Annotated in this window: 21 protein-coding genes; 13 read left to right on the top strand and 8 right to left on the bottom strand. The window is 38.2% G+C overall.

Features of this window, described 5'->3' with window-relative positions:
- Window positions 1-238: 238 nt before the first annotated feature.
- Window positions 239-2119, bottom strand: a complete 1881-nt coding sequence (gene mnmG / locus NQ782_RS01100; RefSeq protein ID WP_057094496.1) for a tRNA uridine-5-carboxymethylaminomethyl(34) synthesis enzyme MnmG — start codon at window positions 2117-2119, stop codon at window positions 239-241.
- Window positions 2120-2351: 232 nt separating this feature from the next.
- Here mnmG and NQ782_RS01095 point away from each other — a divergent pair, with 232 nt between their 5' ends.
- The 11 genes from NQ782_RS01095 to NQ782_RS01045 all read left to right on the top strand — a co-directional run bounded on the left by NQ782_RS01095 (window position 2352) and on the right by NQ782_RS01045 (window position 12579).
- Window positions 2352-2582, top strand: a complete 231-nt coding sequence (locus NQ782_RS01095) for a hypothetical protein (RefSeq protein WP_000859008.1) — start codon at window positions 2352-2354, stop codon at window positions 2580-2582.
- 156 nt (window positions 2583-2738) lie between these two features.
- Window positions 2739-3644, top strand: coding sequence for a 50S ribosomal protein L11 methyltransferase (gene prmA, locus NQ782_RS01090; RefSeq protein WP_024433651.1), 906 nt, complete (start codon window positions 2739-2741; stop codon window positions 3642-3644).
- A gap of 13 nt (window positions 3645-3657) precedes the next feature.
- Window positions 3658-4500 (top strand): zinc-ribbon and DUF3426 domain-containing protein, encoded by an 843-nt coding sequence (locus tag NQ782_RS01085; protein WP_024433650.1) that lies wholly within the window; start codon window positions 3658-3660, stop codon window positions 4498-4500.
- Between the two features lie 376 nt (window positions 4501-4876).
- Window positions 4877-5146, top strand: a complete 270-nt coding sequence (gene fis, locus NQ782_RS01080; protein ID WP_001086304.1) for a DNA-binding transcriptional regulator Fis — start codon at window positions 4877-4879, stop codon at window positions 5144-5146.
- 89 nt (window positions 5147-5235) lie between these two features.
- A complete protein-coding gene (gene purH, locus NQ782_RS01075; protein WP_000153210.1) occupies window positions 5236-6810 on the top strand; it encodes a bifunctional phosphoribosylaminoimidazolecarboxamide formyltransferase/IMP cyclohydrolase in 1575 nt (524 codons plus the stop codon).
- A 125-nt stretch (window positions 6811-6935) separates the two neighbouring features.
- Complete coding sequence (gene purD / locus NQ782_RS01070; protein WP_001024112.1) at window positions 6936-8222, top strand: phosphoribosylamine--glycine ligase; 1287 nt, start codon at window positions 6936-6938, stop codon at window positions 8220-8222.
- Window positions 8223-8470: 248 nt separating this feature from the next.
- A complete protein-coding gene (locus NQ782_RS01065) occupies window positions 8471-9337 on the top strand; it encodes a MetQ/NlpA family ABC transporter substrate-binding protein (RefSeq protein ID WP_000733779.1) in 867 nt (288 codons plus the stop codon).
- 75 nt (window positions 9338-9412) lie between these two features.
- Entirely contained in the window at window positions 9413-10438 is a 1026-nt protein-coding gene (locus tag NQ782_RS01060) for a methionine ABC transporter ATP-binding protein (protein ID WP_000614025.1), read from the top strand.
- Window positions 10435-11130, top strand: a complete 696-nt coding sequence (locus NQ782_RS01055; RefSeq protein ID WP_001205190.1) for a methionine ABC transporter permease — start codon at window positions 10435-10437, stop codon at window positions 11128-11130. Before NQ782_RS01060 ends, NQ782_RS01055 begins: the two co-directional genes overlap by 4 nt.
- Window positions 11131-11287: 157 nt before the next feature.
- Entirely contained in the window at window positions 11288-12019 is a 732-nt protein-coding gene (gloB, locus tag NQ782_RS01050; protein ID WP_001270564.1) for a hydroxyacylglutathione hydrolase, read from the top strand.
- A gap of 356 nt (window positions 12020-12375) precedes the next feature.
- Complete coding sequence (locus NQ782_RS01045; RefSeq protein WP_000758190.1) at window positions 12376-12579, top strand: hypothetical protein; 204 nt, start codon at window positions 12376-12378, stop codon at window positions 12577-12579.
- A gap of 235 nt (window positions 12580-12814) precedes the next feature.
- On the opposite strand, the gene NQ782_RS01040 is transcribed toward NQ782_RS01045, so the two are convergent.
- The gene (locus NQ782_RS01040; protein WP_000347180.1) at window positions 12815-14113 is read right to left on the bottom strand and encodes a dicarboxylate/amino acid:cation symporter; all 1299 of its coding nucleotides are present in this window, start codon (window positions 14111-14113) and stop codon (window positions 12815-12817) included.
- Window positions 14114-14541: 428 nt separating this feature from the next.
- A complete protein-coding gene (locus tag NQ782_RS01035; protein ID WP_001151707.1) occupies window positions 14542-15108 on the bottom strand; it encodes a TetR/AcrR family transcriptional regulator C-terminal ligand-binding domain-containing protein in 567 nt (188 codons plus the stop codon).
- A gap of 137 nt (window positions 15109-15245) precedes the next feature.
- Here NQ782_RS01035 and NQ782_RS01030 point away from each other — a divergent pair, with 137 nt between their 5' ends.
- Window positions 15246-16448, top strand: coding sequence for an MFS transporter (locus NQ782_RS01030; protein ID WP_057092866.1), 1203 nt, complete (start codon window positions 15246-15248; stop codon window positions 16446-16448).
- Window positions 16449-16505: 57 nt separating this feature from the next.
- Here NQ782_RS01030 and NQ782_RS01025 read toward each other — a convergent pair whose 3' ends face one another.
- Window positions 16506-16958, bottom strand: coding sequence for a GNAT family N-acetyltransferase (locus NQ782_RS01025; RefSeq protein ID WP_001166563.1), 453 nt, complete (start codon window positions 16956-16958; stop codon window positions 16506-16508).
- Between the two features lie 27 nt (window positions 16959-16985).
- Window positions 16986-18353 (bottom strand): sorbosone dehydrogenase family protein, encoded by a 1368-nt coding sequence (locus NQ782_RS01020; RefSeq protein ID WP_057092863.1) that lies wholly within the window; start codon window positions 18351-18353, stop codon window positions 16986-16988.
- Window positions 18354-18702: 349 nt separating this feature from the next.
- Between NQ782_RS01020 and yddG the strand changes: the two genes are divergently transcribed.
- A complete protein-coding gene (gene yddG / locus NQ782_RS01015; RefSeq protein ID WP_057092861.1) occupies window positions 18703-19614 on the top strand; it encodes an aromatic amino acid DMT transporter YddG in 912 nt (303 codons plus the stop codon).
- Between the two features lie 14 nt (window positions 19615-19628).
- On the opposite strand, the gene NQ782_RS01010 is transcribed toward yddG, so the two are convergent.
- From NQ782_RS01010 to NQ782_RS01000, 3 genes are all read right to left on the bottom strand, one after another.
- Window positions 19629-20357 (bottom strand): aspartate/glutamate racemase family protein, encoded by a 729-nt coding sequence (locus NQ782_RS01010; protein ID WP_057092859.1) that lies wholly within the window; start codon window positions 20355-20357, stop codon window positions 19629-19631.
- Between the two features lie 192 nt (window positions 20358-20549).
- On the bottom strand, window positions 20550-21260 hold the full coding sequence (locus NQ782_RS01005; RefSeq protein WP_000791367.1) for a membrane integrity-associated transporter subunit PqiC: 711 nt from the start codon (window positions 21258-21260) through the stop codon (window positions 20550-20552).
- Window positions 21250-22917 carry an intermembrane transport protein PqiB gene (locus NQ782_RS01000; RefSeq protein WP_086231041.1) on the bottom strand — a complete coding sequence of 556 codons (1668 nt, stop codon included), beginning with the start codon at window positions 22915-22917 and terminating at the stop codon, window positions 21250-21252. The genes NQ782_RS01005 and NQ782_RS01000 overlap by 11 nt, the downstream gene beginning before the upstream one ends.
- Window positions 22918-22921 lie beyond the last annotated feature (4 nt).

Raw genomic sequence — 22921 nt, 5'->3', positions numbered from 1 at the left:
ATGTTGAACATGAGCATTGGCATGCCAAATCATATCCATTGTAGCGAATTGATTTCATTGTCATGTTTAAAGCCCTCTTGTTTGAACGTGAATTTAATATAACTTTCGCTTTAAAACTTGTGAAATAAGAAAAAAAGGATGCAAAATCTCTTTTGATGCTTAGGAAAATTCCATATATTTTTTGATCAGAAAATAAAAAAGCCCAGTCTTAACCGGGCTTTTTTACACGTTTAAATAATTAAGCCGTTTTTTTCGTCATATTATTTTTACGAATCGTGATCATTACAAGCTGAACAGCAGCTGGGGTAACACCAGGAATACGGCTCGCTTGAGCTAATGTTTCCGGACGAACTGTTTTCAACTTCTGAGTAATTTCGCGAGATAAACCTGAAACGACGTCATAATCAAAATCAGCAGGAATTTTGGTTTCTTCAAGACGTTTTAATTGAGCTACATCTTCATGCTGACGGTTGATATAACCTTCGTATTTAACAGCAATTTCAATTTGCTCGCCGACCTGTTGTGAAACTTCAGAACCTGTAAGTTCCGCAATTTGAGCAAAATTAATATTAGGACGTTTAAGCAAATCAATCGCACTACATTCTTTACTTAAATCAGCACCTGTCATTTCAACAAACTTTTTACCCATTGGGTTGTTAGGTGCCGCCCATAAATGTTGTAAACGAGATGTTTCGCGCTCAACTGCTTCCATTTTTTCGCAATAAGCCGCCCAACGAACATCATCAACCAAACCAAGCTCACGACCAATAGTTGTTAAACGTTGATCGGCATTATCTTCACGTAACATCAAACGATATTCCGCACGTGAAGTGAACATACGGTATGGCTCTTTCGTACCTAAAGTAATCAAGTCGTCAACCAATACACCTATATAAGCTTGGTCACGTTTAGGTGTCCATTCTTCTTGTTCCCATGCACGGCGTGCAGCATTCAAGCCTGCAAGTAAACCTTGGGCACCAGCTTCTTCATAACCGGTAGTACCATTAATTTGCCCTGCAAAATACAAGCCGTTAATTGCTTTGGTTTCTAGGGTAAATTTCAAAGCTTGCGGGTTGAAATAGTCATATTCGATTGCATAACCCGGACGTAAGATATGGGCATTTTCCATACCGCGAATCGAGCGCACAAGTTCAAACTGAACATCAAATGGTAATGAAGTCGAAATACCATTTGGATAAAGCTCATGTGTATCAAGGCCTTCTGGCTCTAAGAATACCTGATGCGAGTCTTTATCAGAGAAACGATGAATCTTATCTTCAATTGAAGGACAGTAACGTGGACCTACCCCTTCAATAACACCGGTATACATTGGTGAACGGTCTAAGCCACCACGAATAATGTCATGAGTTTTTTCGTTAGTATGCGTGATATAGCAATTCACTTGTTCTGGGTGCATAGACACATCACCCATGAACGACATTACCGGAGACGGGAAGTCGCCTGGTTGTGGTGTCATAACTGAAAAATCAACTGAACGTGCATCAATACGCGGAGGTGTACCTGTTTTTAAACGGCCTACCGGTAATTTCAATTCACGAAGACGCTGAGCAAGAGCAATAGAAGGAGGATCACCAGCACGACCGCCGCTTGATTTCTCTAAACCAACGTGAATAACACCGCCCAAGAATGTACCAGTAGTTAACACAACAGTTTTTGCATCAAAGCGGATACCCATTTGGGTCACAACACCCTTAACTGTATCGCCCTCAACAATCAGGTCATCAGCCGCTTGTTGGAAAATATCAAGATTTGCTTGGTTTTCTAAGGTCTCACGAATCGCAGCTTTATAGCGAACACGGTCAGCCTGAGCACGCGTTGCACGTACTGCTGCACCTTTACGCGAGTTTAAAATACGGAATTGAATACCGCCTTTATCGGCAGCTAAAGCCATTGCACCGCCAAGCGCATCAATTTCACGAACTAAGTGCGACTTACCAATGCCACCAATTGCTGGGTTACAGCTCATCTGACCCAAAGTCTCAATGTTATGGGTCAAAAGCAAAGTCTGTCGTCCCATACGCGCAGCAGCAAGCGCCGCTTCCGTACCTGCGTGACCGCCACCGATAACGATAACATCATAAACTTTAGGATAGTGCATGAGTACAAAAACACCAGAAAAAAAAGACGGAACATTATAGCAAAATTATCTGCTCATAGATGTACATAATTACAAAATTGTCGTGACATGATTTACGGTAAGCCACATGTTTTGACATTTTGTTTCATGAATTCAATACAAAGTGAATGTTTTTAAAACTTTTTCATTTTAGAATAAAAAACGTACAGCACTTCTATGACTTTAAAATTAACGCAACTAGAAGGAACACAAAATGAAAACGACCATGTTGAAAATCTTAACAGCATCTCTAATTTGTTTTTCAGGCGTAACTTTTACACACGCTGCTGACACGAGCAAAGCTGAAACTCAAAAACAAATTCGAGTATGTGCAAAAAAACAGCAAGGTGAATGGGTTTCTTACAATCACAACGGTGTAACCTTTAATGGTACTTGCCAGCCGAACGAAAATGGCAAATTACAATTCAAGGCCCCTGCTCCTTAATACAGTTTTGACTTAAGATATAGAGAAATCGTTTTATATTCTCCTATATCACATCATCATTTTCAAAAAGCGGTCCATTAAAGATGGGCCGTTTTCTTTTTTAAACTACTCTAGTCAGCTACAATATGCCTTTAAATAAAATTTTAGGTCCTTTTCGTGAAGTGGTTACAAATACACATTACCGTTGATCAAGAACAAGTTGAATTCACAGAAACACTTTTAATGTCTCTAGGTGCGGTAAGCGTAACTTTGGATGATGCCGAAGATCAGGCTTTACTGGAACCATTACCAGGTGAAACACCACTCTGGAACAAAGTCATTGTTACTGGTATTTACCAACAAGACGAACAAGACCCAATTGATGTTGATACTTTAGAAGCTTTCTTAAAAGCACAACTTCCAGATGTGCCGATGCGTCATGAAGAACTTGAAGATCAAGTTTGGGAACGCGCATGGATGGATTATTATGAACCAATTCAGATTGGGGAAAAATTCTGGATTGTTCCTGAATGGTTAGAGCCACCAGAAGCAGATGCTATAAATATTAAGCTTGACCCAGGCCTTGCTTTTGGTACAGGTAATCATGCAAGTACTTTCTTATGCTTACAATGGTTAGGTAAAACTGATGTTAAAGATAAGATCGTGATTGATTATGGCTGTGGCTCAGGCATTTTAGGTGTTGCAGCTTTATTATTAGGCGCTAAGAAAGTCTATGCGACAGATATTGACCCACAAGCAGTTTTAGCAACTAAACAAAATGCAGAACTCAATGGTGTATTAGACCGTTTATATGTAGGTCTTCCTGAAGAGTTTGATCAAGAATTCAAACCTCAACAAGCAGATGTTTTAGTCGCAAATATTTTAGCGGGTCCTTTAATGGCACTTGCGCCAGAGTTTGCAAAATTACTTAAATCTGATGGTGATTTCGCACTTGCTGGTGTAATCGAAGAGCAAGTTGCTGATGTTTCAGGTGTTTATTCTGAATTTTTTGATATATTAGATGTCGAAAAGCGCGAAGAAAACTGGTGCCGCATTTCAGGAAAACGTAAAACAACAAATTGAGATGTTTTAACTCATGAATGAAAAACAAACCCGCTGCCCTAAGTGTCTAACAGTTTATAAAGTTTCTCTTACTCAGTTAACTGTTGCTCAGGGTATGGTTTGTTGCCCTAAATGTAATTTAAATTTTAATGCTCTGACTAATTTAGTAAATGTTGAGCAGCCGGAAGCGGTAAACTCATCTGCTTTAGCTCATGGCTCTATGCAAACACGATATATGACCCATTCTCATGTATTAGATATCTTTGATCAAAAAGTTGAAAACTCTAATATTGATCTTTTGACTTATTTGAATAATTTAAATTACTTCCATAATGAACCTATTAATGCTCTTCCTAACCTTAATTTGGCTGAGCAAGCAACCTCTCCTGAGCAAGATAGCGGTAAAAAGCATAGCTGGTTGTACTATACGCTTTGGAGTTCTGCAAATCTGATTCTGATTTTGGTTTTTACTTTTCAGATTCTTTGGTTTAACCCTAAACTCATGCAACAAAGCCCTGCGATTAGCCATGCATTTAATTATGTTTGTCAAATATTGCATTGCAACAAGTCAGCTGAACAATATCAACTTCTTTATATAGAAAAGGTAAAGCTACGTAAAATTGGTACAGAGCATACTCAACTTTCAGGTGTTCTTATAAATCAGAATAATAAAAGTATTGAGTTGCCCAACCTAAAACTCAGCTTTGGCAAAGAAACCGATCAAGAAGAAATCATTTTTACCCCTCAACAATACTTGGTCGAAAATTTACGTGGTATTCAACGCATTCCGACCAATACGCCTTTTAGATTCCAAGTTGAGCTAAATAAAAGCAAAAAAAGCCTAGTAAATTATCGATTAGAAATTGTCCACCCCTAATTTGTAAAAAAAGTGAAAAAAAATTAAAAAAAAATGCAGTTAATTTGCTCACTTTTTCCTAGACAATGGTATGATACGCGCCACGAAAGCTTTGACTCATATACTCCTCGCTCTCAATTCAAAAAATATACTGTTAAGCATGTGTGCTTTTCTACATTAAGCGCATAGCCTAACTTTTTTTGTTTTTGAGGGGGCTGTAACAAATATTTAATTATTGTTACGCTTATTTTTTACTCAATACGAAGAAATATGGCAAGCTAATTGTTCTTATGTTTTAGAGTCACTGTTTTAGGATCTAAAACAGGACTCCGTATTTTTAGACCACATTTATATACTACTTTACCCAAGCTAGTATTTGATTTTCGGATTAACTCGCATGAATAGCAAATCTCCTATTTTTACTGCACAATCTGATGTTGCTCTTCGCATCCACGTGGATCGCGCAGTTCGCCATTATTTTGCACAATTGCAAGGTGAGCAACCATCTCAGGTATATGACATGGTGCTAGCAGAAATGGAGAAACCTCTTTTATCTGTAGTTCTAGAATATACTCGTGGTAACCAAACACGTGCCGCAGAAATTCTTGGACTCAACCGTGGCACTTTACGTAAAAAGTTAAAAGCTCACGGTTTAATGAGTGAATAAATGATAAAATGCTCACGGCTTCGTGGGCATTTTTTTTGTGCTTCTAATTGGTTTTAATCCGTAGACTTGAAATTGTTGACTTGAACATCATGACTATTAAACGTGCTTTGATTTCTGTATCAGACAAAACAGGAATTGTCGAATTTGCTCAAAACCTTGCAGCTTTAGGGGTAGAATTATTATCTACAGGCGGCACATACAAGTTGCTTAAAGATAATAATATTGCTGTTGTTGAAGTATCTGAACATACCGGTTTCCCGGAAATGATGGATGGCCGTGTTAAAACACTACATCCAAAAATTCATGGCGGTATTTTGGCTCGTCGTGGTCTAGACGAAGCTGTTATGCAAGAACACAACATCGATCCAATCGATTTAGTTGTCGTTAACCTTTACCCATTTGCGGCTACGGTAGCTAAACCTAACTGTTCTCTTGCTGATGCTATCGAAAATATCGACATCGGTGGTCCAACAATGGTACGTGCTGCTGCCAAGAACCATGCATCTGTCGGTATTGTGGTAAATGCTTCAGATTACGATACAGTTATTAGCGAATTAAAAGCTTCTGGTTCACTTTCTTATGAAACGCGTTTTGATTTAGCAGTTAAAGCATTTGAACATACAGCTCAATATGACGGCATGATTGCTTCTTACTTAGGCGCTCGCGTTGGTAAGGCCGAAGGTGAAGCAGATTTATTCCCTCGTACGTTCAATACCCAATTAAACAAAGCACAAGATTTACGTTACGGTGAAAATCCACACCAATCTGCTGCTTTCTATGTTGAAGCAAATGCAAAAGAAGCTTCTGTTTCTACTGCAAAACAATTACAAGGCAAAGAATTGTCTTATAACAACATTGCTGATACTGATGCTGCCCTTGAGTGCGTGAAATCATTTGCAAAACCAGCTTGTGTCATCGTAAAACATGCTAACCCTTGTGGTGTTGCCGTTTCTTTAGACGGTATTAAAGCTGCTTATGATTTAGCTTACGCAACAGATCCAGAATCTGCTTTCGGCGGTATTATTGCATTTAACCGTGAGTTAGACGTTGCTACTGCTCAAGCAATTGTAGATCGCCAATTCGTTGAAGTAATTATTGCTCCAAGCATTGCTGATGGTGTACTTGAAGTTACTGGCGCGAAGAAAAATGTTCGTGTTTTAGTATGTGGTGAATTACCTGCAATTGATGCACGTGCTCCACAACTTGACTATAAACGCGTTAACGGCGGCTTACTTGTTCAAGACCAAGACTTGGGCATGATCACCAAAGATGATCTTAAAGTTGTGACTAAACGTGCACCAACCGAACAAGAAATTGATGATCTTATTTTTGCATGGAAAGTTGCGAAATACGTAAAATCAAACGCTATTGTTTATGCCAAAAACCGTCAAACTATTGGTGTAGGTGCAGGCCAAATGAGCCGTGTTAACTCAGCACGTATCGCAGCAATTAAAGCTGAGCATGCTGGTCTGGTTGTTGAAGGCGCAGTTATGGCATCTGATGCATTCTTCCCGTTCCGTGACGGTATTGATAATGCAGCGAAAGCTGGCATTAAATGTATTATTCAACCGGGTGGTTCTATGCGTGATGAAGAAGTTATTGCAGCTGCTGATGAAGCTGGAATTGCAATGGTCTTCACTGGTATGCGCCATTTCCGCCACTAATTTAAATTTAGTCCTCCCTAACCCTCCTTTTATTCAGGAGGGTTTTCCACAATAATGGAACTATCTCTCCACCTTGAGAAATAGAGGGGGATGAAAAAGGATTAAAGTTAAGGAACAAATTAAAAATGAATATTTTAGTTTTAGGTAGTGGTGGGCGTGAGCATGCTTTAGCATGGAAAATCGCGCAAGATGCCAAAGTTACTCAAGTTTTCGTTGCGCCTGGTAACGCAGGAACTGCAACAGAACCAAAATGCGTTAACGTTCAGCTCGATATTTTAGACAACCCTGCAATTATTGCTTTTGCTAAAGAAAATAATGTTGAACTGATTGTTGTTGGCCCAGAAGCGCCATTAGTAAATGGTGTTGTTGATGCTGCACGTGAAGCAGGCGTAAAAATTTGGGGACCTACTCAATATGCAGCACAGCTTGAAGGTTCAAAAGCATTTGCTAAGCACTTTTTAAAACGACACAACATTCCAACTGCTTTTTATGAAGTATTTACGGAAGTTGATGCAGCAAAAGCTTATGTTGAAAAAAATGGCGCACCAATTGTAATTAAAGCTGACGGTCTTGCGGCTGGTAAAGGCGTTATCGTTGCAATGACCAATGAAGAAGCTTTTGCAGCCATTGATGACATGCTTGCAGGCAACAAATTTGGTGATGCAGGCTCACGTGTTGTAATTGAACAGTTCCTTGCTGGTGAAGAAGCTTCTTTCATTTGTATGATTGACGGTAAAAACATTTTACCAATGGCAACTTCACAAGATCACAAACGTATTTTTGAAGGTGACCAAGGTCCTAACACAGGTGGTATGGGTGCCTACTCTCCTGCTCCAGTTGTGACTCCAGACGTTTTTGAGCGTGTAATGAATGAAATTATGCGCCCAACTGTTGATGGTATGGCTGCTGATGGACATGTTTATACTGGCTTCTTATATGCTGGTTTAATGATTGATGAACAAGGTCAACCACGCGTAATTGAGTTTAACTGCCGTTTCGGTGATCCGGAAACTCAGCCTATCATGATGCGTTTGAAGTCATCTCTTGTTGATTTGGTTGAAGCAGGTATCGCAGGTAACTTACCAAGCGAAGCAGAATGGGATGAGCGTAAGTCAATCGGTATTGTACTTGCAGCAGAAGGTTACCCAGACAGCGTGCGTAAAGGTGACGTTATCTCAGGTATCGGTCAATCACCAGAAGATACTAAAATCTTCCATGCAGGTACTGCTACTCGTGAAGACGGCCATATTGTTACTTCTGGCGGACGTGTGCTTTGCGTGACTGCTCTAGGTGACAGCGTTCTTGAAGCACAAATCAATGCTTTAGAAGTATGTGGGCAAGTAACCTTCACAGGTATGCAATACCGCAGTGACATCGGTTACCGTGCTATTGCTCGTGAAAAAGCTGAATAAAAATTTAAATAGTAAAAAAGCTCTCTTATGAGGGCTTTTTTATTTTGCTTATTCACTTATCACAAATATTCATATTAATCTTAATTTTTATTCAATTCTGATTAATAAGAACGAAACATGTCCACTATATTGAATATGTTTTTATTGTTATGATTGGTTAAACCGTTGGAACTTTCAACATCACCAATTTTCCCAGCTGAGAGCCAACCCGAATGGTTGGGATCTCTCATAATCAGGACTTTTTTTACATGAAAAAGCTGATCAGTCTTTTTTTAAGCGTGTCTGTAGTATTACTTGCAGCTTGCGGCAAACAGCAAAATGAACCACAAAATGGCAAAGACTCTGCTCAGTTACAAACTGTAGTCATTGCTTCAACTGGTTCTGACGCTGATATTTGGCGCTATATTGCAACTTTACCGGAAACTAAAGCTGCCGGTCTTAAACTTGAGGTAAAAAACTTCACAGATTATGTTGCAATGAATACAGCTACTGCAAACAAAGAAGTTGACCTAAATGCATTCCAATCTTATGCCTACCTTGTTGCATTTAATGCTTCAAATAAAGATAAGATTGCTCCTGTTGCTACAACTTATCTTGAACCAATGGGTATTTACTCGAGTAAATACAAAAAAGTTGATGAGTTCCCTCAAGGTGCAAGCATTGCTATTCCTAATGATGCAGCGAACGAAGCTCGTGCATTGTTATTGTTACAAAGCGCAGGTCTAATCAAGCTTAAAGCTGACTTTGATCCAGCGAAAGGCACTCCAAGCGATATTACTGACAACAGCAAAAAAATTGACATTAAACCAATTCAAATGGCAACTGCTGTTCGTGTAAAAGACGAAGTTGATGCAATTGTTTTAGGTAATACTTTAGCAATGGAAGGTGGTTTAAATGTGCTTAAAGATTCTATCTATTATGAGCCAGTTGACCAAAGTACAAAGCTGAATGTAAATATTCTTGCAACTGCTGAATCACGTAAAGATGACCCTGTTCTTCAGAAAGTTGGTCAGCTTTACCACACTGAAGCTGTTAAAAAATACGTTGAACAACACTTTGGTGGTACAAAAGTTGACGTGAATCAGCCAATCAGCTACCTCACGCAAGCTAAATAGTAATATAATAGCTGCAACGCGAAACAGGCAAAGACTCTTTGCCTGTTTTTTCTTTTTAGCATAGTTTTTGACGACATGATTCAATTTAAAAACATTTCAAAGCACTATCAGCTTAAAGGCCAAACTATACGTGCACTGGACCAAATTAATTTGGAAATTCCTGAAGGCAGTATTTTCGGCATTATCGGCTATAGTGGTGCAGGTAAAAGTACTTTAATCCGCCTGATTAACTTACTTGAACGACCAAATGAAGGTCAGGTTATCATTAATCAAAAGGACTTCACTGCTTTGGATGCGCGTTCATTACGTCAGGAACGTGCAAATATTGGTATGATTTTCCAGCACTTCAATTTGCTTCAAACCAAAACAGTTGCTGAAAATATTGAAATGCCAATGCGTCTGCTAAATTACAGCAAAGCAGAACGTGAAAAGCGTTTAAATGAGTTACTTGAATTCATTGATCTTAAGCATAAAAAAGATGCTTATCCGGATGAATTATCTGGCGGTCAGAAACAACGTGTTGGTATCGCTCGTGCTTTAGCCAACCACCCTAAAATTCTTTTGTGTGATGAGGCCACCTCTGCCCTCGACCCACAAACGACAAAGTCGGTTTTAGAATTATTAAAGAAAATTAACCAAGAGCAAAAAATCACAATCGTCATGGTAACTCATGAAATGGATGTGATTGAGACTGTATGTGACCATGTTGCTGTCATGGAAGCTGGTAAAGTGATTGAGCAAGGCTCAACCATTGATATCTTTAGTAATCCACAACATCCGACAACTAAAAACTTTATACAAACTGTTTTACATCAGCAGTTGCCTGTAAATATTTTAAATCAACTGGAAAACCAGCATCATCACAGCATTTATTGCTTACAGTTCTTAGGGCGTTCAGCACAAGAGCCTGTGATTCAGTCGCTTATTAAACAATTTGATATTAGTTTAAATATCTTATTTGCCAATATGACTGAAATTAACGGCACCGTCATTGGTCAGATGTTTGTACAGCTTTTAGGTGATCCACAGTTGATTCGTCAGGCAATTGAGTTTTTAGAGAAAAATGAAGTGAGTGTAGTTCAATCAGGAGATCAAGTATGAGAGATTTAATCGTACAGTGGTTAACTGAACTTACTCAACCTTTCTGGCACAGTTCACTTTCAATTGACCAGTTTGTAACTGCGTTACAAGAAACCTTCCATATGGTATTCTTTGCGCTTTTATTTGGTGGTATTTGGGGCTTTATCCAAGGGATTATTCTACTTGTAACCCGCCCAGAAGGCATTTTGCCAAATAAATTCATTTATCATTTACTCAACCCAATTGTAAATGCTTTACGTTCTCTGCCATTTATTATTTTACTTATTGCAGTTATTCCACTGACCAAATTATTGGTAGGAACTTCAATTGGTACATGGGCAGCGATCGTTCCTTTAACAATTTACGTTGGACCATATATGGGACGTCTTATTGAGACTTCCCTGCTTGAAGTAAATGAAGGAATTATCGAATCTGCTCAAGCTATGGGTGCAACACCTTGGCAGATTATTTCGCGCTTTATCTTACCTGAAGCTCGTAGTTCGCTTATTTTGAACTTAACCACTGCTACGATTAGCCTTATTGGTGCAACCGCTATGGCTGGTGCAGTTGGTGCTGGTGGTATTGGTGACTTGGCAATTTCTTATGGCTATCAACGTTTTGATACAAGCGTCGTTATTTTAACGGTTATTGTATTATTACTTTTGGTACAAATCGTTCAAATGCTAGGAAATTGGCTCGCAAAAATGCGCTAATTGAACTCCTAAAAAAGCCCTCTTTTATGAGGGCTTTTTTATTTTAGAGAGTCTAATTTATAGGACATTTTATTAGACAGGTTACTCAAGGTAATTTCTGTTATTATCAAAATTAGCCCGTAGATACTGCTTTTGGATTTAGTTTCAGGATAAAAAAATGCGTTATAGAATTCATTATATTGATGTGCAAAATGCCCTACAAAACTATATCTGGATTTTAGAAGATACTGAGACTCATGAAGCTGTTGCAGTTGATCCAACAGAGGCTGAGTTAGTCACCCACTTTTGCCAAGAACATCAATTAACTTTAAAACAGATTTGGCTTACCCATTGGCATAAAGACCATATCGGTGGTGTTGCTGATTTAACGGCTAACACGCCTATGGCGGTATATGGCCCAAGAGATGAACTAAGTAAAATCCCTGGCATTACTCATCCCTTACAACACGATGATCATCTAAAATTTAATGATTTAAAAGTAGAGATTATTGCAACACCAGGCCATACCTTAGGTCATATTGTATATTTTATTGAAGAGCTTAATGCCCTCTTTTGTGGAGATACCTTATTTGCAATGGGATGCGGGCGACTATTTGAAGGTACAGCAGAACAGATGTACCACTCACTAAATCGTCTTGCTGCACTACCCACTGCAACCAAAGTGTATTGCACACATGAATATACACTTTCTAATGCGGAATTTGCCTTGAGTGTAGAGCCTGAAAACCACGCACTGCAAGAACGTGCTGAACAAGTCCGTATGCTTCGTCAAGAAGGTAAAATTACCTTGCCAAGTAGTATTGAACTTGAACTAGCAACAAATCCCTTTTTACGTGCTGAAAGTGTAGATGAGTTCGCTCACTTACGTAGCTTAAAAGACAATTTTTAAAATTATAAGCTTTCAACCAAGATACAGTTTAATTTTAAGAACTGTATCTTTTTGAATAAAGCATGTTGCATGAAATTATTTTTTACATTTATTGATTTTAGATTAATTTAAATTGATTAAATTTTAACCCAATATCATTATTTTAAAATCTATATAAAAAACAAAAACTTAAAATTTATAAACATTCAGATTAATTACATAAAAACTTAATAAATTTATAAAATGAAGGATATTGCTTTATCTATTTTACTTTTTTTACAAGATGCAAAATAAAACAAAGTTTTCCCCCTTTAAAAAATTCGAGTAAATCCCTATTAATAAATAAGGTGTAAGACACGGATAGAAGGAGTTCTCACGTGAAAAAGGTTGTTAAAGCGAAAAATTTAATTGCGTTCCGTATTTGGTTAGAAAAATTAGGGTATTCGGTTAAAAACCTTGCTGATGGAAAAGGTTTTACTTTCAGTTTTAAAAAAGAATATGGCTTAGTGACCTGTGATTTGGCAGGTAATGCTTTAGCAATGCAATTAGGTGAAGAGTTTGAGGATCACTTAAAAGCATAAATCCAGGCGAGTTTGTATACTATTTTTATAGTGTAGATAACTCAAAAGTTCTGCTTTTTAAAAAGTAGTTCTATACGAAAATTTGTGAAATTTTTATAGTGGCTTTCCTTAATAACTATTAATGAGTATATAGTTTTTAAATTATATTTTTTTGATCATTAAATAATAAAACCTGTAGCACAGCACCTCTCCCGATTTGCCAGTTGCTACAGGTTTTTTATTTCGAATTAAAAAATTAATTCGTTTTCGATTTGCGTAAAGCTTTATCTAGAACGTCCTTGTCCAGAGCTTTGTCCCAACGGGCAACCACAATGGTTGCACATGCATTACCAATTAAATTAGTTAATGCACGACACTCCGACATAAAACGGTCAATACCTAAAATAAGCGCCATACCTGCCACTGGTACAGCAGGTACTACCGATAAAGTAGCTGCGAGTGTAATAAAGCCTGCGCCCGTTACCCCTGCCGCACCTTTAGAACTCACCATTGCCACTAAAAGCAATGCAACCTGCTCACCAATTGATAAATCAACATTACATGCTTGTGCAATAAATAAAGCCGCCATAGTCATATAGATGTTAGTTCCATCAAGGTTAAATGAGTAACCTGTCGGAATGACTAGACCTACTACAGATTTTTCACAACCTGCTTTTTGCATTTTATCCATTAAAGATGGTAAAGCAGCTTCAGAAGAGCTTGTACCTAAAACTAACCAGAGTTCGTCTTTGATGTAACGAATTAAATCGATAATTGAAAAGCCATTGTAGCGTGCTACAGCCCCTAAAATGATTAATACGAACAGCACTGCCGTGATATAGAAGGTCATAATCAATAGTAATAAATTACCGATTGATTCAATTCCATACGCACCGATAGTAAATGCCATAGCACCAAAAGCTCCAATTGGTGCAAGTTTCATTAACATGCCAACCAAATAGAAAACCGGAGCCGTGAGGTTATTTAAAAAATCAGTAATTGGACGTGCACGGTCACCCAAGGCAGCTAAAGAAATACCAAATAGGACTGCCACAAATAGAACCTGCAAAATTTCACCACCAGCAAGCGGACTCACTAATGTTTGCGGGATAATATTCATGAAAAAGTCAGTGATATTTGTAGCATGAGCCTTTTCAACGTAACTATTTACTTTATCGTTGACTAAGGTTGCCGGGTCAATATTTAGGCCTTTACCAGGTTGAATGATATTAGCCACAATCATACCAACCACAAGCGCAAGGCTAGAAAAAGTAAGGAAGTATAGCATTGCCTTACCTGTCACTCGCCCAACTCGACTCATGTTTGTCATGCTGGCAATACCGGTAACCACTGTCAAAAAGATTACGGGAGCAATAATCATTTTGACGATTTTGATGAATGCATCACCAAGCGGTTTTAAGCTCTCGCCAAGTTCTGGGTAAAAATGACCAATTAAAATGCCCAAAATAATTGCAAAGATGACCTGTACATACAAAATTTGATGAAACTTTTGTTTTTTCTGTACCGTTTCTTGGTCAAGGGTATTGAAATCCATTATCTAAATACCTTTTCGATGGGGATAAAAAAATAAAATATAAAGCGTGCACCACAAGCTGCTTTAAATGAAGTGGAGCCATTGTAAAGAATAAAAAACACCCTGTGTCATAAATTTAAAAAATGTAAAATTTAAAAACCATGCATATTTTTGTATAGAAAATATTTATCTCAATAAGTTTCATAAAACTCAAAGTCTTTAAAAATTTACATAAATGCATGTTTATAAAATAATTTAATTAATTACATCATGCATTATCTATGTTTATTTTTGATTTTTAAATGAGCAGAACAAGTATTTCAAAAATAAATGATTAACTCATCCTCATATCAATCTTAAATTATGAGAATTTATTTTTTAAATAATAAGAAAGATTGATATATATTTATTTAATAAAAACAAGGGACTAGTCTTTTTATAGATTTTATCTACTTATTTTTTATAAAAAGACGGTTTAAAAGGTCATATACATACTCAAGACTAAGATCATGATTGGTGAATAAAATTCGAAATAACATAGGTGCGATTACTGCCTCGATGATTACCTGATTAGGTATAGTAAGCTCATTACGTAATTTTGCCCTGTTTTGAATAATATCGAGCTGCTGGATAATTAAAGTCTCACATTTACGGGCATTAGAATCCGAGTTTGATGTATAGAGTACATCTCGCAATAAGTCTTGCCCAACCTCTGAAGCATATTCTTCAAAATATTGCTCAACCCATGCTGTAATATCTTGTTGGAACGAGCCTAAATCTTTGGGTTCCATGTCAGGTTTGAGTTCATTTAAAGCTACATCTGAAAATAATTGATTGATGTCACCCCAGCGACGGTAAATGGTTGAAGGTGTAACCCCTGCCTGCACTGCAATCATAGGAATAGTAATTTGGCTTTGCTCAAAATCTTTTTGTAGTTCTTTTACAGCTTGATGCACCGCAGTTTGTATTCTTTCGCTGCGTCCACCAGGGCGTAATCCAGTAACAACTTTTGCCATTTATAAACTCTGTAAAGGGATCAAAAAATTTATAAATATTTATAACTATATACAAAATACACTAAAGCTAAGGATTTGCTTTAGTGGAAAAATAATGTATAAAAGCTAAATATTTGCTTTTATGTTATTCATCTTATATGAACAATTCAAGTTCAAAACGGTCAAGAGCTGTTTTTCAATTAGATGCGGCAAGTGCTTTGACACTTAATACCATCACGCTCATGACATTCATGGCCGCATCTAGTGCGCCGACACCACTCTACCGCCTATACCAACAGCTTTGGCAATTTTCACCGGTTACATTGACTTTGATTTTTGCCACCTATGCTTTTACGCTGCTTGGCTCATTACTCATTATTGGTTCTTTGTCTGACTATATTGGACGCCGCCCAGTCATTATTGCAGCTATTACTCTGCAAATTATTTCAATGAGCTTTTTCTTATTTGCTTCAGATGTTTCGATGTTATTCATTGCACGAGGCTTACAAGGAATCGCAACAGGGCTTGCTGTTTCAGCTATAGGCGCAGCAATTTTAGATTTTAGTAAGCTTCATGGCTCACTGATTAATAGTATTGCACCAATGATAGGTATGGCTGTTGGAATTTTTCTGACTTGTTCTATTTTGCAATTCTCTGCCCACCCCTTACAGCTTGTTTTTGAGTTCTTATGTTTTCTTCTTATTTGTGAACTCATTTTAAGTTTTCTTACTCCAGAGACCGCACAAAAAAGATCCGGTGCACTTGCTTCATTAAAACCCAATATGGCCATTCCGCTACAGACAAAAAGCGCTTTATTGAGTATTAGCCCAATTAACATTGCACTTTGGATGGTCAGTGGTTTCTTCCTATCGCTTATGCCCTCTTTACTGGCAAAAATTTTCCACACGTCATCGGCATGGTTAAACGGGATTATGTTTATGGCGCTCGCCCTTTCCGGTGCGGTAGGTATATTAACGCTTAGGAAGTCGACAAATTTCCGTATTTTATTAACTGGTACGCTCTCGATTGCTATTGGTGCCATTGTCTTATTCATCGCCATTAACCTAACCAATGCAGTAGTTCTATTTTTAGGTTCTATTATTACTGGAGTTGGTTTTGGTACGGCGTTTATGGGGGCTATTCGTAGTGTAATGCCATTGGCACTTCCCGAAGAACGTGCGGGTCTTATGGCTGCTTTTTTTGTTGAAAGTTATTTGGCTTTTAGTATTCCTGCAATTTTAGCTGGCTATTTTGTAGGTGAAATTGGGCTGATGAGTACGGCAAATAGTTATATTAGTTTTATTATCTTATTGTCACTGGTCGCCCTTCTAATGATTATTAAAAATTTTAAAAATAAATAAGCCATAAAAAATAGCCTCACTAGAGGCTATTTTTTAATAGATGCTCTTTAAGTTCTATTAAAAAGTATCTGCTACATACATACGTACCATCTCGCCTTCCTCATCCTTTACCAACGTTAAAAACCGCCAACCACATTTTTCATAAAACTCGGTATGGTCTGTTATTAAATAAAGTGTTTGGATGCCCTGATTACTCAAGTCTTCACGTACAAAATCTAAAATCTGTTTTGCAATATTTTGGTTTCGATAGTTCTCTTCTACAAATAAAGCACATAAGTTTGGTGTTAAATCTTTACGCTCATGGAAGTCATTATCAATAACTCCTGCTCCAGCAATTAAATGCTTATCTTTATTTAAAACAATGTACCACTGTGGAATAGCATGCTTTTGATCAATGGAAATCTGAATACTCTCAAGATAGGCTTCCACAGGGATTTGCCATTTTTCAGAAAACCACTGGGCAGCCATTTCTTTGTATTGAGGGTAATCAGATAACCGTAATATTTGCATAAAATAAACCTATTTTGTCCAACCTTTTTAAGGTTGAGTCACTGAACTACTAATGGATTGTTGGGTTGGACTCTCATAAGTTGTTTCCGCAACTGGTGAGACACGCCAAATCGCATTACCAACATCATCTGCGACTAATACTGCACCCGAAAAATCAATTGCTACCCCAACAGGACGCCCATACGCTTTGCCTTTTTCACTTAAAAACCCTGTCAAAATATCTTGCGGTGGACCAGAGGGCTGACCACTTCTAAATGGCACAAAAATGACTTTATATCCACTATGTGGTTTACGGTTCCAAGAACCGTGCTGTCCAATAAATGCTCCGCCTCTAAATTGTGGCATGAGTTCGGCTGTATAAAATGCAAGACCTAACGAAGCAGTGTGGTTACCTAGAGCATAGTCTGGTTTAATTGCACGAGCTACCATGTCAGGATTTTGTGGTTTGACTCGTACATCTACGTGTTGACCATAGTAACTATAAGGCCAGCCATAAAAAGCGCCATCTTGTACCGACGTCATATAGTCGGGCACTAAATCACTACCAATTTCATCGCGCTCATTTACAACTGTCCAAAGTTTGCCACTTTGAGGTTGCCAAGCCATACCATTTGGATTACGCAGTCCTGTTGCAAATGGACGTGAATGACCACTTGCAATATCAAACTCCATAATTTGTGCACGGCCTTTTTCTTGATCTAGACCATTTTCGGCCACATTACTATTGGAGCCAACGGTAATGTAGAGCTTTGTCCCTTCACGATTGGCAATAATATTTTTGGTCCAATGGTGGTTTAGAGGCCCACCCGGTAAGTCCAATACTTTAGTACCGGTTGAAGTAATATGGGTTTCCCCTTCTTGGTAAGGAAAACGCATGAGTGAATCCGTATTGGCAACGTATAAATGATTACCTACCAGTGCCATACCAAACGGTGAGTTTAGGTTTTTAAGGAATACCGTTTTTTGGTCAGCTATACCATCGCCATTCGTATCACGGAGTAAACTAATTCGGTTTGCACTTGGATGAGATGACCCTGCCTGTCTCATTACGAAGGTCATAATTTTGCCTTTAATCCCTTTGCTGTCTTCAGGTTTAGGTGGAGCATCCGTTTCAGCCACCAGCACATCACCATTTGGTAATACATAGAGCCAACGTGGGTGCTCAAGTCCTTTAGCAAATGCTTTTACTTTTAAACCTTCTGCCGGAGTCGGCATAACACCACTTGGCCAACCTTGTGCCGGTGCTATATTTACGGTTGGAAATAAACTTGTTTTCGGTTCAGGCAACTTTGGCTCTGGACCATAACTCTCGTTAATCGGATATTGAGAGGAAGAAGCACAGCCTGTAACTAAAACGGTAGTGCCCAAAATCGGCAGTAAAAAACGTGTAAGCATCTTTTATCTCCATTTTTTATTTTTTCGCAATAAACACAGGGTAATGCTTTAGAAGAGAGACTTATAGTTGATTTATTTAACTGTACTGAGCATTACAGTCTATATTTTTAAACTTTTAATACATAACTGGGTGTTTTCTAGAGGTTTAGCTTACCCTAATGCTTAGCTATAAATTAATATCTGGCATTTAGTTTAATTACCAACAGTATTTATGTTAGCTAATAATAACATTAGGTAATTTGGTCTATCGTGCCTATTTTTTAATTAAAAATTCCATTACCCTGACTTACCTTAATTATTTTTAACTTTCACTGTAGCTCAGGTGCTCAATTAAGTTCATTTATTTCTTATGTCAAAAAATTTAGCAACCTTGATTGGTTTAAGTGCCATCCTAATGTGGGCCTCTATGGTAGGCTTCGTAAAACATATTACGACCGCAATCGGTCCAGATGTTGGCATTACGCTGATCTATTCCTTAAGTGCTTTACTCCTGCTCATTATTTTTAGGGTGCCAAATTTTAAATTAATTTCTAAAAAATACTTAATTTTAGGGGCAATTTTATTTATTGCTTATGAGCTTTGCTTTTCGTTTGCACTTGCCTATTCAAAGACGGCGCAGCAAGCGATTGAAGTAAGTATTGTAAACTACCTTTGGCCAAGCCTGACTGTTTTAGCTTTTGTTATTTTTAGAGAGTTAAAATTTAATGTGTTTATTATTTTAGGATTACTCATTTCAATTTCCGGTATCATTTTTATTCAGACCGGGAACGGAGATTTTAGTTTAGGTCGTGTTGTCGATAATTTTCATAGTAATCCTTTAAGTTATATTTTGGCCTTTATAGGTGCCATTATTTGGGCTTTTTACTGTGTGTTGACCAAGAAAATGGGTAAAGGACAAAACCCTATTTCTATTTTCTTTCTTGGTGTTGCCCTAACCTTATGGCTAAAATTGCTCTTTAGCGGCCAAGTGAGTTTGCCTTCACTCGATTTAAATACAATTTTATCTTTAATCGTTGCTTCTGCTGCAATTGGCCTCGGTTATGCAGCATGGAATATTGGCATTATTCATGGCAACATTACCATGTTGGTGGTTGCTTCTTACTTTACCCCCATCATTTCATCTTTACTTGCCATGCTGGTTTTACAGACAGAGTTATCAATCAGTTTTTGGCAAGGTACAGCCATGGTCACGGCGGGTTCACTTATCTGCTGGCTTTCAACAAATTGGGCTGTGATTCGTTCCTATTTAAGAAAAAATTAAAAGCTGATGAGTATTTATACCGAACCAGCAGCAATAGAACGGGCTGCCGTTTTTTGCTTTAATGCAAAATTTACAGCTTCTTTCGCATGAATGGTGGTGGTATCAAATAGTGGCACAGAAAATTTGATATCACCAATCAACATACAAATTTCGGTACACCCCAAAATAATGCCCTCGGCACCCTGCCCAATCAACTCTTCAACAATGGTCGTGTATTTGTGTTGCGAATCGGGGTTGATCACACCTAAACAAAGCTCTTCATAGATAATGCTATGTACTATTTTCCGATTTGCATCATTTGGAATAATCACCTCAATTCCACGATCTTGTAATCTGGCTTTATAAAAGTCTTGCTCCATGGTGAAAGCGGTTCCCAACAGTGCAACTTTACGGATGTTTTGACTTAAAATTTCTTTTGCTGTGGCATCAGCAATATGTATAAATGGAACCGTAATGGCATCTTCAATTTGAGGCGCTACCTTATGCATGGTATTAGTACAGACTAAAATACAGTCTGCCCCTGCTTTTTCTAAATTTTGTGCTTGCTCAGCTAAGTAGGCGCCAGCTTCTTGCCATAAACCTTTCGCTTGTAAGGCTGCTATTTCTTCAAAATCGACACTATTTAGAATAATTTTGGCTGAATGTAGTTTCCCTAACTTGTTCTGAACCATTCTATTAATTTGTTGATAGTAAAGTGATGTAGACTCCCAGCTCATGCCGCCGAGTAAACCGATTGTTTTCATTATTTAAACCTTTTACTGGATCTAAAGCTTATCTATATCTTCTTAGATAAATAGACAGCTAGAATAAAATTGCTCTCTTTATTAAATTTATAACTGTTTTAAAAGATCTTTAGTTTTTAGCGTTAAAAGTAAATAAAAAAGCTCCTTAGCCATAAGGAGCCTTAAATTAAACGTATAACAAATAAGCCTTTATTAAGATGAACATATACCGTTATTGATGTTCATTTTTTTATTTGAATCTAGCGCCACAATTGAAGAAGAGATGGTATTAATAATTTGGCTCATCGCTTCATTTGAAGCACCTACAATTGCTTCCATTTTTTTAGCTTTTTGATCAATCGGCTGTTTAAATGCAATTCTACAATTGAGCTGCGCTCCTCTATTCGAGATTACTTTCGGATTCGTTGATTCTAGTTGAGTAGGCGGTATTTGACGCTTCACTACCCAAGATACGGCAACGTTGATATTGCTATTATCTACAATATCAAAATGAGAAAAGTCAGTAGAAACTCGATATAGAGGCTGATTGTTTCCAGAAAGCCCACTGCTATAACTGTCAATTGCTCCAAGTTTTTGTTGCAAACCAGCCGATAAGGTATCGCGTAATTGTGTACCCAAAGTCGATGTCCAGCGCTCATTATCAAGTACAGTCGACTTACCATTACTGTCTTGTAGCACCAGTGGCGCACGGTCTAAGCGATCTGGAATCCCGACCGGCAAGACCTCAATCACCTGCACAGTCGAGTTCGAGACCGGAGTCACTTTAGGTGTAAGCGTATAATAGTTTGGTGTTGGTGAACTAGAACATGCTGTCATGGCTATCGCTGTCAAAAGCACTCCACTCCCAAGCAGCCATTTGGCTACTTTAGAGTGTTGCAATGATCGGTTCTTTTTATTTTTCATCGTTGGCCTCTGGTCTCTTACCACGAATAATAGATTCAGGATGTTGTTCAATATAGTCTGCCATTAACTGTAATGACGCAGCCGCACGAGTCATTTGTTGTAGTGCTTTACGAACGTCTTGTTGTAACGGCGCATCGCTCGACAAAATAGACTCGGAAGATCTTACAGTTTTACGAACATCGTCTAAGGTTGCTTGTAAACCAGGAGCAACTTTACCATCTAACTGTTTAACCAGCTTGTCGGTAGACTCAATGGCTGTATTCATATTCTTAAGCGTTTTGCGAACATCCTGCCCAATTTCGACTAGTGGGAATTTCGTTAATTTATCAGCAATTTGGGAAACCTGTGCCTGTAAACCACTTAACTCTGTTGCAGTAGTTGGAATTACCACACGGCCATCATTCAAGATTTGTAGAGTGGCAGGTTTTGCTTTAGGGAACTTATCTAAAGCAATATAGTTTTGACCCGTTAAGAGGTTGCCGGTTCTCATTTGGGCACGCCATCCATGCTCAACAAAATCTTTGAAAATGTCGCTGTTTGGATTAAGTGCTTGGCCGTTTTCAACGCGTGAAGGATAAATCACTGCCTCAACACGCATGCGAATCTGCTTATAGTTGTTATAAAACTCTGCATTAATTGATTTAATGCTACCAATTTCAATACCCATGAAGTCGATTGGCGCCCCCACAGCCAAACCACGTAATGAGTGATCAAAGTACATAATCACGCCACGCGGTAGACCATCCGGCTCTTTTAATGCTTCAGCTTTTGAGTCCCAAAGATTAAAACGGCTCTTGTTAGCAGCGACAGTCCCATTTGAGTTTTCAGGGAAACCAAACGCAATACCACCAGCCACAATACTTGCAAGCGATTGAGTATCTAAGTTAAAGCCTGAAGCATTTAACGTCACATCAATACCACTTGCCTGCCAGAAACGTGTGTCAGTCGTTACAAATTTATCGTACGGCGCACGAATAAACGTCTGAAGTTCTACGCTTTTACCGTCATCAGATAGCTTATAAGCTGTAATTTGTCCTACGTTAATTCTTCGGTAATAGATTGGCGAACCAATATCTAAAGATCCCAAATCATCGGCTTTCAAGAAAAACTCTTTGCCCGGCACATCGGACGTAATTACTGGCGGTATTTCCAGACCTGTGAATTCAAGTTTTTTCTCGGGTGATTTCCCGCCATCCACTTCAATATATGAACCCGACAATAAAGTGTCGATGCCTGAAACCCCACTTGTCCCAATCCGTGGACGTACTACCCAGAACCGTGAATCTTGAGCAGCAAAATTGCTTGCATCCTTACGTAAATCAATGCGCGCAATAATGTGAGATCGGTCTTCTGCAAGATCGATTTGCCGTACCACCCCAATGTCTACCTGCTTATAGCGTACTGTTGTTTTACCTGCGACTAAACCTTCGGCGGTACGAAAAGATACTTCTATGGTTGGTCCATTAGAAAGTAATGCTTTCACCGCCAAAGAAAGCGCAATCAGCAGCGCAATAAGTGGAATAATCCAGATTAGTAGAGGCTTCCACCGATTTTTCTTTTCTTGGGGTTCTGGTAAATCATTCATGTTTTCCAGTTCAACATCTGTTTCATGATGATCTGAGGTCTCACTGGTTGTTTTGTTTTCAGACATACTCATTGTT

Origin of the sequence: Acinetobacter sp. BD54, from assembly GCF_044778325.1 — a bacterium.
Lineage (GTDB): Bacteria > Pseudomonadota > Gammaproteobacteria > Pseudomonadales > Moraxellaceae > Acinetobacter > Acinetobacter baumannii.
The sequence above is the reverse complement of the archived record's forward strand: the minus strand, read 5'-3'. Positions and strand labels throughout refer to the sequence as shown.

Excerpts from the sequence above, each read along its gene's own strand:
- fis (WP_001086304.1), top strand. The coding sequence starts at position 4,877 with ATGAATAGCAAATCTCCTATTTTTACTGCACAATCTGATGTTGCTCTT.
- NQ782_RS01095 (WP_000859008.1), top strand. The coding sequence starts at position 2,352 with ATGAAAACGACCATGTTGAAAATCTTAACAGCATCTCTAATTTGTTTT.
- purH (WP_000153210.1), top strand. The coding sequence starts at position 5,236 with ATGACTATTAAACGTGCTTTGATTTCTGTATCAGACAAAACAGGAATT.
- gloB (WP_001270564.1), top strand. The coding sequence starts at position 11,288 with ATGCGTTATAGAATTCATTATATTGATGTGCAAAATGCCCTACAAAAC.
- NQ782_RS01065 (WP_000733779.1), top strand. The coding sequence starts at position 8,471 with ATGAAAAAGCTGATCAGTCTTTTTTTAAGCGTGTCTGTAGTATTACTT.
- yddG (WP_057092861.1), top strand. The coding sequence starts at position 18,703 with ATGTCAAAAAATTTAGCAACCTTGATTGGTTTAAGTGCCATCCTAATG.
- NQ782_RS01085 (WP_024433650.1), top strand. The coding sequence starts at position 3,658 with ATGAATGAAAAACAAACCCGCTGCCCTAAGTGTCTAACAGTTTATAAA.
- NQ782_RS01030 (WP_057092866.1), top strand. The coding sequence starts at position 15,246 with ATGAACAATTCAAGTTCAAAACGGTCAAGAGCTGTTTTTCAATTAGAT.
- NQ782_RS01005 (WP_000791367.1), bottom strand. The coding sequence starts at position 21,260 with ATGAAAAATAAAAAGAACCGATCATTGCAACACTCTAAAGTAGCCAAA.
- NQ782_RS01020 (WP_057092863.1), bottom strand. The coding sequence starts at position 18,353 with ATGCTTACACGTTTTTTACTGCCGATTTTGGGCACTACCGTTTTAGTT.
- NQ782_RS01055 (WP_001205190.1), top strand. The coding sequence starts at position 10,435 with ATGAGAGATTTAATCGTACAGTGGTTAACTGAACTTACTCAACCTTTC.
- NQ782_RS01010 (WP_057092859.1), bottom strand. The coding sequence starts at position 20,357 with ATGAAAACAATCGGTTTACTCGGCGGCATGAGCTGGGAGTCTACATCA.
- purD (WP_001024112.1), top strand. The coding sequence starts at position 6,936 with ATGAATATTTTAGTTTTAGGTAGTGGTGGGCGTGAGCATGCTTTAGCA.
- NQ782_RS01040 (WP_000347180.1), bottom strand. The coding sequence starts at position 14,113 with ATGGATTTCAATACCCTTGACCAAGAAACGGTACAGAAAAAACAAAAG.
- mnmG (WP_057094496.1), bottom strand. The coding sequence starts at position 2,119 with ATGCACTATCCTAAAGTTTATGATGTTATCGTTATCGGTGGCGGTCAC.
- NQ782_RS01060 (WP_000614025.1), top strand. The coding sequence starts at position 9,413 with ATGATTCAATTTAAAAACATTTCAAAGCACTATCAGCTTAAAGGCCAA.
- NQ782_RS01035 (WP_001151707.1), bottom strand. The coding sequence starts at position 15,108 with ATGGCAAAAGTTGTTACTGGATTACGCCCTGGTGGACGCAGCGAAAGA.
- NQ782_RS01025 (WP_001166563.1), bottom strand. The coding sequence starts at position 16,958 with ATGCAAATATTACGGTTATCTGATTACCCTCAATACAAAGAAATGGCT.
- NQ782_RS01000 (WP_086231041.1), bottom strand. The coding sequence starts at position 22,917 with ATGAGTATGTCTGAAAACAAAACAACCAGTGAGACCTCAGATCATCAT.